Origin of the sequence: Mycobacterium sp. ACS4331 (assembly GCF_001667265.1) — a bacterium.
Taxonomy (GTDB): Bacteria; Actinomycetota; Actinomycetes; order Mycobacteriales; family Mycobacteriaceae; genus Mycobacterium.
The window spans coordinates 121356-134198 of sequence record NZ_LZHW01000102.1 but is presented as its reverse complement, the minus strand read 5'-3'; the positions used below and the strand labels follow the sequence as shown (position 1 = coordinate 134198).

General features: G+C 69.3%; 12 protein-coding genes. 5 read left to right on the top strand and 7 right to left on the bottom strand.

Annotation, left to right across the window (positions count from 1 at the left end; genetic code table 11):
• Positions 1–12 precede the first annotated feature (12 nt).
• Positions 13–705 (top strand): NUDIX hydrolase, encoded by a 693-nt coding sequence (locus tag A5727_RS23970; protein WP_082949996.1) that lies wholly within the window; start codon positions 13–15, stop codon positions 703–705.
• 68 nt (positions 706–773) lie between these two features.
• Positions 774–2111, top strand: a complete 1338-nt coding sequence (locus A5727_RS23965; RefSeq protein WP_068256258.1) for a lipase family protein — start codon at positions 774–776, stop codon at positions 2109–2111.
• Here the strand turns inward: A5727_RS23965 and A5727_RS23960 are convergent.
• From A5727_RS23960 to bioB, 3 genes are read right to left on the bottom strand one after another with little or no spacing between them, the layout of a single operon-like run.
• The gene (locus A5727_RS23960; protein WP_068256255.1) at positions 2077–2733 is read right to left on the bottom strand and encodes a DUF2567 domain-containing protein; all 657 of its coding nucleotides are present in this window, start codon (positions 2731–2733) and stop codon (positions 2077–2079) included. The two genes, A5727_RS23965 and A5727_RS23960, sit on opposite strands and share 35 nt — an antisense overlap.
• Positions 2730–2978, bottom strand: a complete 249-nt coding sequence (gene bsaP, locus A5727_RS23955) for a biotin synthase auxiliary protein BsaP (protein ID WP_068256251.1) — start codon at positions 2976–2978, stop codon at positions 2730–2732. Before bsaP ends, A5727_RS23960 begins: the two co-directional genes overlap by 4 nt.
• A gap of 9 nt (positions 2979–2987) precedes the next feature.
• Positions 2988–3995, bottom strand: a complete 1008-nt coding sequence (gene bioB, locus A5727_RS23950; protein WP_068256248.1) for a biotin synthase BioB — start codon at positions 3993–3995, stop codon at positions 2988–2990.
• A gap of 67 nt (positions 3996–4062) precedes the next feature.
• Between bioB and A5727_RS23945 the strand changes: the two genes are divergently transcribed.
• Positions 4063–4674 carry a TetR family transcriptional regulator gene (locus tag A5727_RS23945; RefSeq protein ID WP_068256245.1) on the top strand — a complete coding sequence of 204 codons (612 nt, stop codon included), beginning with the start codon at positions 4063–4065 and terminating at the stop codon, positions 4672–4674.
• On the opposite strand, the gene A5727_RS23940 is transcribed toward A5727_RS23945, so the two are convergent.
• Genes A5727_RS23940 through A5727_RS23925 form a run of 4 tightly spaced genes read right to left on the bottom strand, consistent with a single transcriptional unit; the run spans position 4671 to position 8361 of the window.
• Positions 4671–5192 (bottom strand): 2'-5' RNA ligase family protein, encoded by a 522-nt coding sequence (locus tag A5727_RS23940; RefSeq protein WP_068256241.1) that lies wholly within the window; start codon positions 5190–5192, stop codon positions 4671–4673. The genes A5727_RS23945 and A5727_RS23940 overlap by 4 nt on opposite strands.
• 12 nt (positions 5193–5204) lie before the next feature.
• Positions 5205–5882: a dethiobiotin synthase gene (bioD, locus tag A5727_RS23935; RefSeq protein WP_068256238.1), complete on the bottom strand. Its 678-nt coding sequence runs from the start codon at positions 5880–5882 to the stop codon at positions 5205–5207.
• Positions 5879–7033, bottom strand: coding sequence for an 8-amino-7-oxononanoate synthase (locus tag A5727_RS23930; RefSeq protein WP_068256235.1), 1155 nt, complete (start codon positions 7031–7033; stop codon positions 5879–5881). The genes bioD and A5727_RS23930 overlap by 4 nt, the downstream gene beginning before the upstream one ends.
• 41 nt (positions 7034–7074) lie before the next feature.
• Positions 7075–8361 carry an adenosylmethionine--8-amino-7-oxononanoate transaminase gene (locus A5727_RS23925; RefSeq protein WP_068256232.1) on the bottom strand — a complete coding sequence of 429 codons (1287 nt, stop codon included), beginning with the start codon at positions 8359–8361 and terminating at the stop codon, positions 7075–7077.
• A gap of 94 nt (positions 8362–8455) precedes the next feature.
• Here A5727_RS23925 and sucT point away from each other — a divergent pair, with 94 nt between their 5' ends.
• Together sucT and glgX are read left to right on the top strand one after the other, a co-directional pair.
• Positions 8456–10624 (top strand): acetyltransferase SucT, encoded by a 2169-nt coding sequence (sucT, locus tag A5727_RS23920; RefSeq protein ID WP_068256229.1) that lies wholly within the window; start codon positions 8456–8458, stop codon positions 10622–10624.
• Between the two features lie 52 nt (positions 10625–10676).
• A complete protein-coding gene (gene glgX, locus A5727_RS23915) occupies positions 10677–12839 on the top strand; it encodes a glycogen debranching protein GlgX (RefSeq protein ID WP_068256225.1) in 2163 nt (720 codons plus the stop codon).
• Positions 12840–12843: the final 4 nt, after the last annotated feature.

Here is a 12843-nt window from a genome sequence, read left to right as displayed (position 1 = left end):
ACAATCGAAAACATGGCTCATACTAGCACTGCGCATGAGGTGCTCGCCGTCGTGTTCCAGGTTCGCGACCTTGAGACGCGTTTTCCACAGCTCAACGTCCTGCTGTGGGAGCGTGCACTCGATCCCGAGCGCGGCGCCTGGGCCCTGCCGGGAGGCAGTCTGCGGCACGACGAGGACATGACGAGTTCGGTGCGCCGCCAGCTCGCGGAGAAGGTCGACCTGCGTGAGATCGCCCATCTGGAGCAGTTGGCGGTGTTCTCCGAGCCGGACCGGGTACCCGGCGCACGCACCATCGCCTCGACCTTCCTGGGCCTGGTGCCCTCCCCCGCGACCCCGGAACTTCCGCCCGACACCCGTTGGCACCCCTTGCACGCGCTGCCGCCGATGGCCTTCGACCACGGCCCCATGGTCGAGCACGCACGCGCCCGACTGGTGGCCAAACTCTCCTACACCAACATTGGGTTCGCCTTGGCGCCAAAGGAATTCGCCCTCTCCACGCTGCGAGACATCTACAGCGCGGCCCTGGGCTACCAGGTCGACGCGACAAATCTGCAGCGGGTTCTGGCCCGCCGCGGCGTGATCACCCGCACCGGAACCACCGCGCAGTCCGGCCGCAGCGGCGGCCGCCCCGCCGCGCTGTACCGCTTCACCGACTCCCGCCTGCGTGTCACTGACGAGTTCGCGGCCCTGCGTCCGCCAAACTGAGCAAGTTGGATTCTAAGGGATCCTTAAGAGACAATGGGTGAACTTTGTCCACCGTCTGGAGGCGACGCATGGAGCTGGGGAGCACAGCCGAGGTGAGCAGTGCCGAGTGGATCGGTGCACCCGTCCATGAGGAGTGGGGTGAGCAGACACGGCCCCTGGTGCCGTCCAAGGACCCCTTCTATCTCCCCCCGGCCGGCTACGAACACGCCCGCCCCGGGACCGTGCTGCGCAGCCGTGACGTGCAGCTTGCGTTCCTCGGAGTGATCCCGCAGCGCATCGTCGCCACCCAGCTGCTGTACCGGACCACCGATATGGACGGCGAGCCCGAGGCCGTCGTCACCACCGTGCTGGTACCCACCGAGCGCTCGCCGCACAGGCCCACTCCCGTGCTGTCCTACCAGTGCGCGATCGACGCCGTCAGCGACCGCTGCTTCCCGTCCTATGCGCTGCGGCGCGGCGCACACGCCGTCGGCTCACTGCCTCAGCTTGAGTTTCTGCTGGTCGCCGCCGCGCTCGCCGAGGGCTGGGCCGTGTCGGTGCCCGACCACGAGGGCACCCGCGGGATGTGGGGCGCCCCCAACGAGCCCGGTCACCACGTGCTCGACGGACTGCGCGCGGCGCTCTCCGCCCCGCGACTGGATCTGGACCCGGCTGCGCCCGTGGGGCTGTGGGGATACTCCGGCGGCGGTCTGGCCACCGCGTGGGCCGCCGAGGTGTGCGCCGACTACGCCCCCGAACTCAACGTCGTCGGCGCCGTCCTGGGCTCCCCGGTCGGCGATCTGGGGCACACCTTCCGCAGGCTCAACGGAACGATCTACTCCGGGCTGCCCGCCACCGTGGTGGCCGCGCTGACGCACATCTACCCCGACCTGCGCCGCCTGATCGACGAGCACGCCACCCCCGAGGGCCAGAAGATGCTGGCCCGCATCGAGCGGATGACCACGATGCACGCCGTGCTCCGGCATATCCGCACCGACATGGATGCACTGGTGGACTGCCCGCTGGACGAACTTCTCGACAGCCCCGAGATCCAGCACGTCTTCAAGGACATCAAACTGGGCCGCACCGCCCCGACACCACCGGTGCTGATCGTGCAGGCCGTGCACGATCGCATTGTGTCGGTCGACGACATCGACGAGCTCACCGACGTGTACAAGACCGGCGGGTCGCACGTCACCTATCACCGCGACATGTTCAGCGAACATCTTCTGCTGCACCCGATGTCGGCTCCGATGACCCTGCGCTGGCTGATCGACCGGTTCGAGGGCCGACCGCTGTCGGAGCACATGGTGCGCACCAAGTGGCCCACGCTGCTCAATCCGATGACCTACCGCGGCATGTGGCGGCTGGGCACCGTGGCGGCCCGGGTGGTCACCGGACGGGTGCTTCACCGCCGTCCACTGTGACGACCGGCGAGCGCAGCACGACGCCCTCGACCGGCGGGTGGGCTCCGAGGTCGTCGCGCGGGGTCGCCACCGCCGCCACGGCGTACACCATCGCCGCAGCCGCCGCGGGCACCAGCAGCGTCGTGGCGATCTGCAGCGGCGTGTGGCCGAAGAACACCGCGGGTGCCTCGGTCACGTAGTGCACGCGGTGCTCCGGGCTGATCGGCGCGCCCGCGACGTCGATCACGTCGTACTGCGCGCGTACCAGCAGCGCCCCGACCAGCGCAGCCACCCCGCCGGCCCCGACGGTGCCGACCGACACCCCGAAGACCATCAGCGGCCCCCGGTGGGCGCGCCACTGCCAGGCGGCGGTGGCGCCGGTGACACCCAGCACGCACAGCATGCCCAGCAGCAGGAAAGCCGCAACGAAGAAATGGTCGGCCTCGGCGCCCAGGTGGGCGTAGATCCGCTCGCCGCTCTTGGTCAGCGCCACCACACCGTGCACGGGCGGGGCCAGCAGGGCCCACAGGACGCCGACGATCCCACCGGCGACCAGGAGTCCGAATACGACGATGGCCACGGCGCGGCGGCGCGGAATCGACGGCGCGGCGGCGGGTTGCCCCTCGGACGACGACGCCGTCACCGCTGGGTCTCCAGATCCCTGGAGTCGACCAGGCCGTGCCGGGAACACTTCGCCCACCAGCCGTCGGGTCGGACCTGCACCGTCATGCGGCGACCGCATGCGGCGCAGAACCGCGGCGGCTCCAGCCCCAGCTGGGCGGCCGTCGGCAGCACCGCGCCGTCCGCCGAGTCGGCGGACCTGCCGGTGTAGACGTTGAAGGCGCCCGCACTCACCGGTTCGGGCAGCGCAGGCAGTTCGGCGATCATCACCTGTTTCTACAGGCTCGCGTTGAGTGCCTTGATCGGCATCTGCAGATCGTCGAGCAGTTCGAGGTCGGCCTCGGCGGGCCGGCCGAGCGTGGTGAGGTAGTTCCCGACAATGACGGCGTTGATGCCGCCCAGGATGCCCTGCTTGGCCCCCAGGTCACCGAGCGTGATCTCGCGGCCGCCGGCGAACCGCAGCATCGTCCGGGGCAGGGCCAGGCGGAAGGCCGCGACGGCCTTGAGCGCCTCGGACGCGGGCAGCACCTCGAGATCGCCGAACGGGGTGCCGGGCCGCGGGTTGAGGAAGTTCAGCGGGACCTCGTGCGGATCGAGTTCGGCGAGGTTGGCGGCGAATTCGGCACGCTGTTCGAGGGTTTCACCCATTCCGAGGATGCCGCCGCAGCACACCTCCATGCCGGCGTCCCGAACCATGCCCAGGGTCTCCCAGCGCTCCTCCCAGCTGTGGGTGGTCACGACGTTCGGGAAGAACGACCTGGCGGTTTCGAGGTTGTGGTTGTAGCGGTGCACGCCCATCGCGGACAGGCGGTCCACCTGCTCCTGGTTGAGCATGCCCAGCGAGCACGCGATCTGGATGTCGACCTCGTTGCGGATCGCTTCGATGCCCGCGGCCACCTGCGACAGCAGGCGCTCGTCGGGTCCGCGGACCGCGGCGACGATGCAGAATTCGGTCGCGCCGGATTTCGCGGTCTGTTTGGCGGCCTCAACCAGGCTGGGGATGTCGAGCCATGCGCTGCGCACGGGCGAGGCGAAAAGCCCTGACTGCGAACAGAAGTGGCAGTCCTCGGGGCAGCCGCCGGTCTTGAGGCTGATGATGCCCTCGACCTCGACCTCCGGGCCACACCACTTCATCCGGACCTCATGGGCCAGGGCCAGCAGTTCTTCGAGGCGGTCATCGGGAAGCTGCAGCACCTGCAGCACCTGGTCCTCGTTGAGCCCCTCGCCGCGCTCGAGAACCTGTTCCCGGGCCGAACTCAGGACATCGACAGCTGCCTGCGTCACCAGCGCTCCTTAAGCCACAACTCGACTGCGATCAGAACTTGAACGGTGTTCAGGCTATGCTAGCCACGTGCAGCTGCACAAACGCGCTCTGGTGACCAAGGCCATCGAGATCCTCGACAACTTCGGCCTGGCCGACCTGACCATGCGACGACTCGCCCGAGAACTCGATGTCACCCCCGGCGCCCTCTACTGGCACTTCGCCAACAAACAGGAACTGCTCGGCGCGGTGGCGGACGAGATCCTCACCCCGGTGTGCTCACCGCTGCAACCGGTCGGCTGGCAGTCGACGATCGCCACCCTGTGCTCCCGGTTGCGCGACGCGCTGCTGTCGCACACCGACGGAGCCGAGCTGGTCTCAGCCAGTTTCTCCGCCGGGCAGTCCACCGCGGTGGCGACGGTGCTGGCACGCCTCGCCGAGGCCGCGGTCGAGGGAGGAACCACGCCCGCGCGCGCCGACCTGGCCGCCCGCACGATCGTGCACTACGTCCTGGGATTCACCGGCGATGAACAGTCCCGCCTGCAGTGGGACGCCGCGGGCGCGCTGCCCGCCGACCAGTCGGTGTTCGACCCGACCGCGGCACCGGGTGCGGCCTTCGACTTCGGGCTGTCGCTGCTCATCGACGGCTTGACGGTGCAGGCCGCCGCGACGGAGCCGTCGCGGCAGCGCTCCCCGAACTAGGGGTAGACCAGATCGACGCGGGCGTCCCCGTCCCAGCGGCGCAGGCCGGTGAAGTGCCCACGCCAGTCGGCGGAGAGGCCGCGCAGCGCCAGCGCGTCGGCCAGCTGTTCGGGCCGCAGGCGCCGGGCCAGGGTGGTGTGTGGGGTCCAGGCGTCCCGATCGCTGTGCGCCATGGCGCCGCGCGGCAGATGCGGTGCGCACGCCGCGGCGACATCGCGATGAAGATCCAGCAGATCGACGGTGGGCACGATGAGCCGGGCCAGCACGTAGGGTGCGCGGCCGAACAGCAGCAGCGCACCCACGGTGCACGCCATCGGCAGCCGCCGGGTGAACCCCGCGAGCACGTCGTCGACGGATGCGTCGATGTGCTCTGCGGCCACCAACGTCACATGAGGGCGGTTGGTCTCGGCGCGGATGCGTGCCTGACTGGGCAGTCCCGCATCGGTCAGCCGCCGCCAGGACTCCCGCAGCGCGGCCTCGGTGCGGTCGTCGAACAGCAGCTCGATGGAGTGCGCCATGGTCAGATCAGATCAGATGAGGCCGGCGACCCAGTCCGCGTCGAAGGCCGCGGCCGACAGCTTGGCGAAGTCCGCCGGCGACAGCGACCCGGCGCCGGCGGGCAGGGCCGCGCGCACCGGCGCGAGGGCCTCGAGTGCGCCACGGTTGGACACCTCGGCGGGCCCGGGTTGTGCCGGCCATGACCCGACGACCAGACCGGGGCAGGAAAGGTTCCTGGCGCCAAGGGCTTCCAGGGTCAACGCGGTGTAGTTCAGGGTGCCCAGTTCGGGGCCGACGACGACAACCACCGGGGTGGCGAGTTCCTCGGCCAGGTCCCGCAGCGTGACGCCGTCGGCGCCGAGTTCGACGACCAGGCCGCCCGCACCCTCCACGAGGGTCAGCCGGCCGGGCCGGTCGGCGGCGCGGATGAAGTCGATCAGTTCGGCGCGGGTGGGCAGTGCCATATCGGCCTCCGCGGCGGCCGCGACGGGCGCGAGCGGTTGCGGGTACCGCGCAAGGCCGGCGAGTTCGGTCACGCCGGACAACCGGCCGACGGTTGCGAGGTCGTCGTCGCCGTCGATCGTTCCGGTCTGCACGGGCTTGCACACCGCGACGTCGTGCGCATGCAGCCGGGCGTGACACGCCAGCGCCGCGGTGGCCACCGTCTTGCCCACCCCGGTGCCCGTGCCGGTGACCATCACGACGGTCATTCGCGCGCCCCGAGCACTTCGGTGAGCACCTCGCGAGCCCGCTCGAGCTCGTGCTCGGTCAGCGAGGCCCGCGCGGTCAGCCGCAGCCGGGAGGTGCCTGCGGGCACCGTGGGCGGGCGGAAGCAGCCCACCCGGACACCGCGTTCGGCGCACGCGGCGGCCGCCGCCACCGCGACGTCGGGGTCGCCCAGGATGACCGACACCACGGCGGACTGCGGCTCCTCGACCACGTCGCACATGTGCGCCAGCGCGCGGGCGTGTTCGAGGACCGCATCGGCCAGTCCCGGGTTCTCGGCCAGCAGCCGCAGCGCCGCCGAGGCCGCACCGACGGCCGCGGGCGCAAGCCCGGTGTCGAAGATGAAGGTGCGGGCCGCGTCGATCAGGTGCTCACGCACCGCGACCGAGCCCAGAACCGCACCCCCCTGGCTGCCGAGCGCCTTGGACAGCGTGGTGGTCATGACGATGTCCGGTGCACCGGCCAGGCCCACCTCGTCGAGCAGGCCGCGACCGCCGCGGCCGCGCACACCGAGGCCGTGCGCCTCGTCGACCAGCAGCACCGCGCCGTGCCGGCGGCACACCTCATGCAGCCTGGCCAGCGGGGCCAACGCCCCGTCGGCGCTGAACACCGAGTCGGTGATGACCAGGGCGCGCTCCTCCGACCGCGAGGACAACGCGGCCTCGACCGCGTCGACGTCGCGATGCGGGCTGACCACGACACGCGCGCGGGACAGCCGGCACGCGTCGACCAGCGAGGCGTGCGAGTAGGCGTCGGAGACCACCAGGGCGTCCGGTCCCGACAGCGCCACCACCGCGCCGATGTTGGCGGCGTAGCCCGACGAGAACACCAGCGCGGCGGGCGCGCCGATGAACTCGGCCAGCTCGACCTCGAACTGCTCGTGCAGCTCGGTGTCACCGGTGACCAGGCGCGATCCGGTCGATCCGGCACCCCAGGTGCGCAGCGCGTCGATGCCCGCGTCGATCACCGCCGGATGCTGTGACAGCCCCAGGTAGTCGTTGGACGCCAGATCGACGTCGACGGTCCCGGGCGTGCGGGGACGCAGCGAGCGGCGCAGCCCCGCCGCGCGACGCTGTCGCTCCACGTCGTCGAGCCAGGCCAGCGGTGTTGCGGATGCGACGCCTGCACTTCTCACCTGGGACTCCCACGGCTGCTCGGGGGCTACTTGAACACCGTTCAGGCTAACGCACGCGCGACGGCCGTCATGGCCGAGGTGATCTGGGCGATCTCGGCAGGCGTGCACACGAACGGCGGCATCACGTACACCAGGTTGCGGAACGGGCGCAGCCACACACCGTGCTCCAGCGCCACCCGGGTGGCCACCGGGACGTCCACGGGGTGCGCCATCTCGACCACGCCGATCGCGCCGAGCACCCGCACATCGGCCACACCGGGCAACTCGCGCGCGGCCTCGAGCCCCGCCCGCAGGCCGGTCTCGATCTCGGCGACCCGGGCCCCCCAGTCCTGCGCGAGCAGCAGCTCGACCGCGGCCACCGAGACCGCACAGGCCAGCGGATTGGCCATGAAGGTGGGCCCGTGCATCAGCGCACCGGCCGCCGAGCCACTGATCACCTCGGCGATCTCGGTGCTGCACAGCGTCGCCGCCAGGGTGACGTAGCCGCCGGTGAGCGCCTTGCCGACACACATGATGTCGGGCGCCACGCCCGCGTGGTCGGCGGCGAACAGGGCCCCGGTGCGGCCGAAGCCGGTCGCGATCTCGTCGAAGATCAACAGCACATCGTGGCGGTCGCAGATCGCCCGGAGATCGGCCACCTGCCGCGGGTCGTGGAAGCGCATGCCGCCCGCACCCTGCACCACGGGTTCGACGATGACCGCCGCCAGTTCCCCGACGTGTTCCACCAGCAGCCGCTCGAACTCCGCGGAGTACGCCGAGGAGTACTGCGAGGGCACAGCCGGGGCGAACACCTGGGGTGTGAGCACCGGGGTCCAGAGGCTGTGCATCCCGCCGTCGGGGTCGCACACGCTCATCGGAGTGAACGTGTCACCGTGATATCCGCCACGCCACGTCATCAGCCGGTGCCGCTCGGGCCGGCCCCGCGCTATCTGGTACTGAAGTGCCATTTTGGCCGCGACCTCGACGGACACCGATCCGGAGTCGCTGAAGAACACCGTGTCCAGGCCCGCCGGGGTGATCTCAACGAGCAGTTGGGCCAGTCGCGCGGCCGGCTCATGGGTCAGGCCGCCGAACATGACATGGTTCATCACCGACAACTGCCGGGTCAGAGCCTCATCGAGGGCGGGATGGCCATGCCCGTGCACCGCTGTCCACCACGAAGCCATGGCGTCGAGCACCTGGGTCGGCTGACCGTCGACCACGAGCGTCAGCCACGCCCCCTTGGCCGCGACCGCCACCACCGGGGGCATCGACCCGGGCCGGCCGATCGTGCTGTAGGGGTGCCAGATATGGGCAGCATCGATCGCGCTGATGTCCTCGGGCGCCATCGCACACACGGGCACCGAGCCTATCGGAGGCGCCACGACGCGGGCTTCGGGAAATGAACCACAGGCCACGATTGGGTAGATTGTCTCCTCGAACATGACTGCCCTGCTCCCCTCCCGGTCGGCGCAAGAAAGCGTTCCGGATCCTGCGCCCCCGACCGCGATGGGGACCAGGAAGGCGGGTTTCTACCGACATGATCTCGATGGCCTGCGCGGTGTCGCCATCGCGCTCGTTGCTGTCTTCCACGTCTGGTTCGGCAGGGTGTCCGGCGGCGTCGACGTGTTCCTGGTGCTGTCCGGGTTCTTCTTCGGCGGCAAGCTGCTGCGCAACGCGCTGACACCCGGAACCACTCTGAACCCGGGGCGCGAAGTCGTCCGCCTTGTGCGCCGCCTGCTGCCGGCTCTGGTCGTCGTGCTGGCCGCGTCGGCCGTGCTGACGATCCTGATCCAGCCCGAGACGCGCTGGGAGACCTTCGCCGACCAGAGCCTGGCGAGCCTCGGGTACTACCAGAACTGGGAGCTGGCCGGGTCGGCGTCGAACTACCTGCGCGCCGGGGAGGCCGTCAGCCCGCTGCAGCACATCTGGTCGATGTCGGTGCAGGGACAGTTCTACATCGCGTTCCTGGTGCTGGTGCTGCTGTGCACGGCGCTGCTGCGCAAACCGTTCGGCCGGCGCCTGCGGATCTTCTTCGTGGTGCTGCTGTCGGCGCTGACCATCGCGTCGTTCGTCTACGCGATCATCGCGCACAACGCCGATCAGGCCACCGCGTACTACAACAGCTTCGCGCGCGCCTGGGAGCTGCTGGTGGGTGCGCTCGCCGGCGCCGTCGTCGGGTATGTCCGGTGCCCGATGTGGGTGCGCACGCTGCTGGCGATCGTCGGTCTGGCCGCGATCTTCGCCTGCGGGTGGGTGATCGACGGCGTCAAGGAGTTCCCCGGCCCGTGGGCGCTGGTGCCCGTCGGCGCCACGGTCCTGATGATCCTGGCCGCGGCCAACCGGCACGCCGATCCGCACACCCGGGGCCGGGTCCCGGTGCCCAGTCGCGTGCTGGCCTGGCGGCCGCTGGTGACGCTGGGCGCGATGGCGTATTCGCTGTACCTGTGGCACTGGCCGCTGCTGATCTTCTGGCTCTCCCACACCGGGAAGACGGCGGTGAACTTCGCCGAGGGCGCCGCGGTGCTGGCCGTCTCCGGCGTGCTGGCCTACCTCACGATGCGCTTCGTCGAGGAACCGTTGCGCTATCGCGCCCCGGCGACCCGCCCCGACCAGCACCGGGTCGGCTGGTGGACCCGGTTGCGCCGCCCGACCATGGTGTTGGGCTCGACCGTCGTGCTGCTGGGTGTGGCGTTGACCGCGACGTCGTTCACCTGGCGGGAACACGTCATGCTGCAGCGCACCGACGGCAAGGAGTTGGCCGGTCTGAGCGCCCGCGACTACCCCGGCGCCAAGGCCCTGCTCGAGGACGCCAAGGTGCCGCGGGTCCCGATGCGGCCCACCGTGCTCGAAGCCGCCAAGGACCTGCCGGTCTCGACCGACGACGGCTGCATCAGCGACTTCAAGAACGGCGCCGTCATCAACTGCACCTACGGCGACAAGAACGCGACCCGCACCATCGCGCTGGCCGGCGGGTCCCACGCCGAGCACTGGATCACCGCGCTGGATCTGCTCGGCCGGATGCACAACTTCAAGGTGGTCACCTACCTGAAGATGGGCTGCCCGCTGTCCACCGAGAAGTTGCCGCTGGTCATGGGCAGCAACAAGCCCTACCCACAGTGCGCCGAGTGGGTCAAGGACGCGATGGACAAGATCATCGCCGACCGTCCCGACTACGTGTTCACCACCTCGACCCGGCCGTGGAACATCAAACCGGGCGACGTCATGCCCGGCACCTACATCGGCATCTGGCAGCAGTTCGCCGACAACGGCATCAAGGTTCTGGCGATGCGGGACACCCCGTGGATGGTCAAGAACACCAAACCGTTCATCCCCAAGGAGTGCCTGGCCGACGGCGGCGACGACGAGGACTGCTCGGTGAAACGCTCGGTGGTGCTGGCCGCGCGCAATCCGACGCTCGACTTCACCGCGCGCTTCCCCAACCTGAAGCCGTTGGACATGAGCGATGCGGTGTGCCGCCGCACCGTGTGCCGCTCGGTCGAGGGAAATGTGCTGCTGTATCACGACTCTCACCACTTCACCGCCACCTACATGCGCACCATGGCTCCCGAACTCGGCCGGCAGATCGCGGCCGCCACGGGTTGGTGGTGACCGTCACGTCCTGCGCCGAGCAGGCAGACCGGCCCGCCGATAAGGTCAAGTGATGTCCTCGGACCCGCTGCGGCCGTCAGCACCCGCCGTGACCACGGTGTGGCCGGGCACGCCGTACCCCCTGGGCGCCACCTACGACGGTGCGGGCACGAACTTCTCACTGTTCTCTGAGGTCGCCGAGAAGGTCGAGCTGTGCCTGATCGCCAAGGACGGCACGGAGACGCGGATCAACCTCGACGAGGTCGACGGCTACGTCTGGCACGCCTACCTGCCGACCATCACACCCGGCCAGCGCTACGGCTACCGCGTGCACGGGCCGTGGGCACCCGAGGCGGGGCACCGCTGCGACCCATCCAAGCTGCTGCTCGACCCGTACGGGAAGTCCTTCCACGGCGACTTCCACTTCACCCAGGCGCTGTTCTCCTATGACCTCGCGGCCGAGGACCCCGCCGCCGGCGGCACTCCCCCGATGGTCGACTCCCTGGGCCACACCATGACCAGCGTGGTGATCAACCCGTTCTTCAATTGGGGCAACGACCGAGCGCCGCGCACGCCCTACCACAAGACGATCATCTACGAGGCGCACGTCAAGGGCATGACCCAGAGCCATCCCGGCGTCCCGGAGGAACTGCGCGGCACCTACTCCGGCCTGTGCCATCCGGTGATCATCGACCACCTCAAGTCCCTGAACGTCACGGCGATCGAACTGATGCCGGTGCATCAGTTCATGCATGACCACCGACTCGTCGAACTCGGGCTGCGCAACTACTGGGGCTACAACACGGTCGGCTTCTTCGCGCCGCACTACCAGTACGCCGCCAACCGCCGAGCCGGCGCCGCGGTCGCGGAGTTCAAGAGCATGGTCAAGGCATTCCACGAGGCCGGCATCGAGGTCATTCTGGATGTCGTCTACAACCACACCGCCGAGGGCAATCATCTGGGGCCCACCATCAACTTCCGCGGCATCGACAACGCCGGGTACTACCGACTGCTCGACGGCGATCTCAAGTACTACAAGGACTTCACCGGGACGGGAAACAGCCTCAACGCCCGCCACCCGCACACGCTGCAGCTGATCATGGACTCGCTGCGCTACTGGGTGCTCGAGATGCACGTCGACGGCTTCCGTTTCGACCTCGCCTCCACGCTGGCACGTGAGTTCTACGACGTCGATCGACTCAGCGCATTCTTCGACCTCGTGCAGCAGGACCCCGTGGTCAGCCAGGTGAAACTCATCGCCGAACCCTGGGACATCGGCGAGGGCGGCTACCAGGTCGGGAACTTCCCAGGTTTGTGGACCGAGTGGAACGGGAAGTATCGCGACACTGTGCGTGACTACTGGCGGGGCGAGCCCGCAACACTCGGCGAATTCGCGTCCCGGCTCACCGGGTCGTCGGATCTGTATGAGGCCACCGGCCGGCGCCCCGGGGCCAGCATCAACTTCGTGACGGCCCATGACGGCTTCACGCTGGCAGACCTGGTGTCCTACAACGAGAAACACAACGAGGCCAACGGCGAGGACAACCGCGACGGCGAGAGCCACAACCGGTCGTGGAACTGTGGCGTCGAAGGCCCCACCGACGACCCCGAGATCCTGGCGTTGCGGGCCAAGCAGATGCGCAACATCATGGCCACCCTGATGGTCAGCCAGGGCACACCGATGATCAGCCACGGCGACGAGTTCGGTCGCACGCAGTCGGGCAACAACAACGTCTACTGCCAGGACTCGCCGCTGTCGTGGATGGACTGGACCCTGCGCGACACCAACGCCGACCTGTTGGCCTTCGTTCGCCGCGCCACGACTCTGCGCACTGGCCACCCGGTGTTCCGGCGGCGGCGGTTCTTCGCGGGCAAGCCGATCCGCACGGGTGATCAGACCCGCGACATCGCGTGGCTCACTCCGGCCGCGCAGGAGATGACGCCGGAGGACTGGGGCTCGGGATTCGGCAAGTCCGTGGCGGTGTTCCTCAACGGTGACGCCATCCCGTCGCCCAACGAACGCGGTGAGCGGGTCGTCGACACATCGTTCCTGCTCTGTTTCAACGCCCATGACGCGGCGCTGGACTTCATGGCGCCCGACGAGAGCTACGCGTCGGAGTGGACCGCCGTGCTCGACACCGCCGTCGCCGACGGCGCCGGCACGATCGTCGTCAAGGCTGGCGAGAAGATCCCGCTGGAGCCCAGATCGGTTCTCGTCCTGCAGAAGACGGCGTGACCGC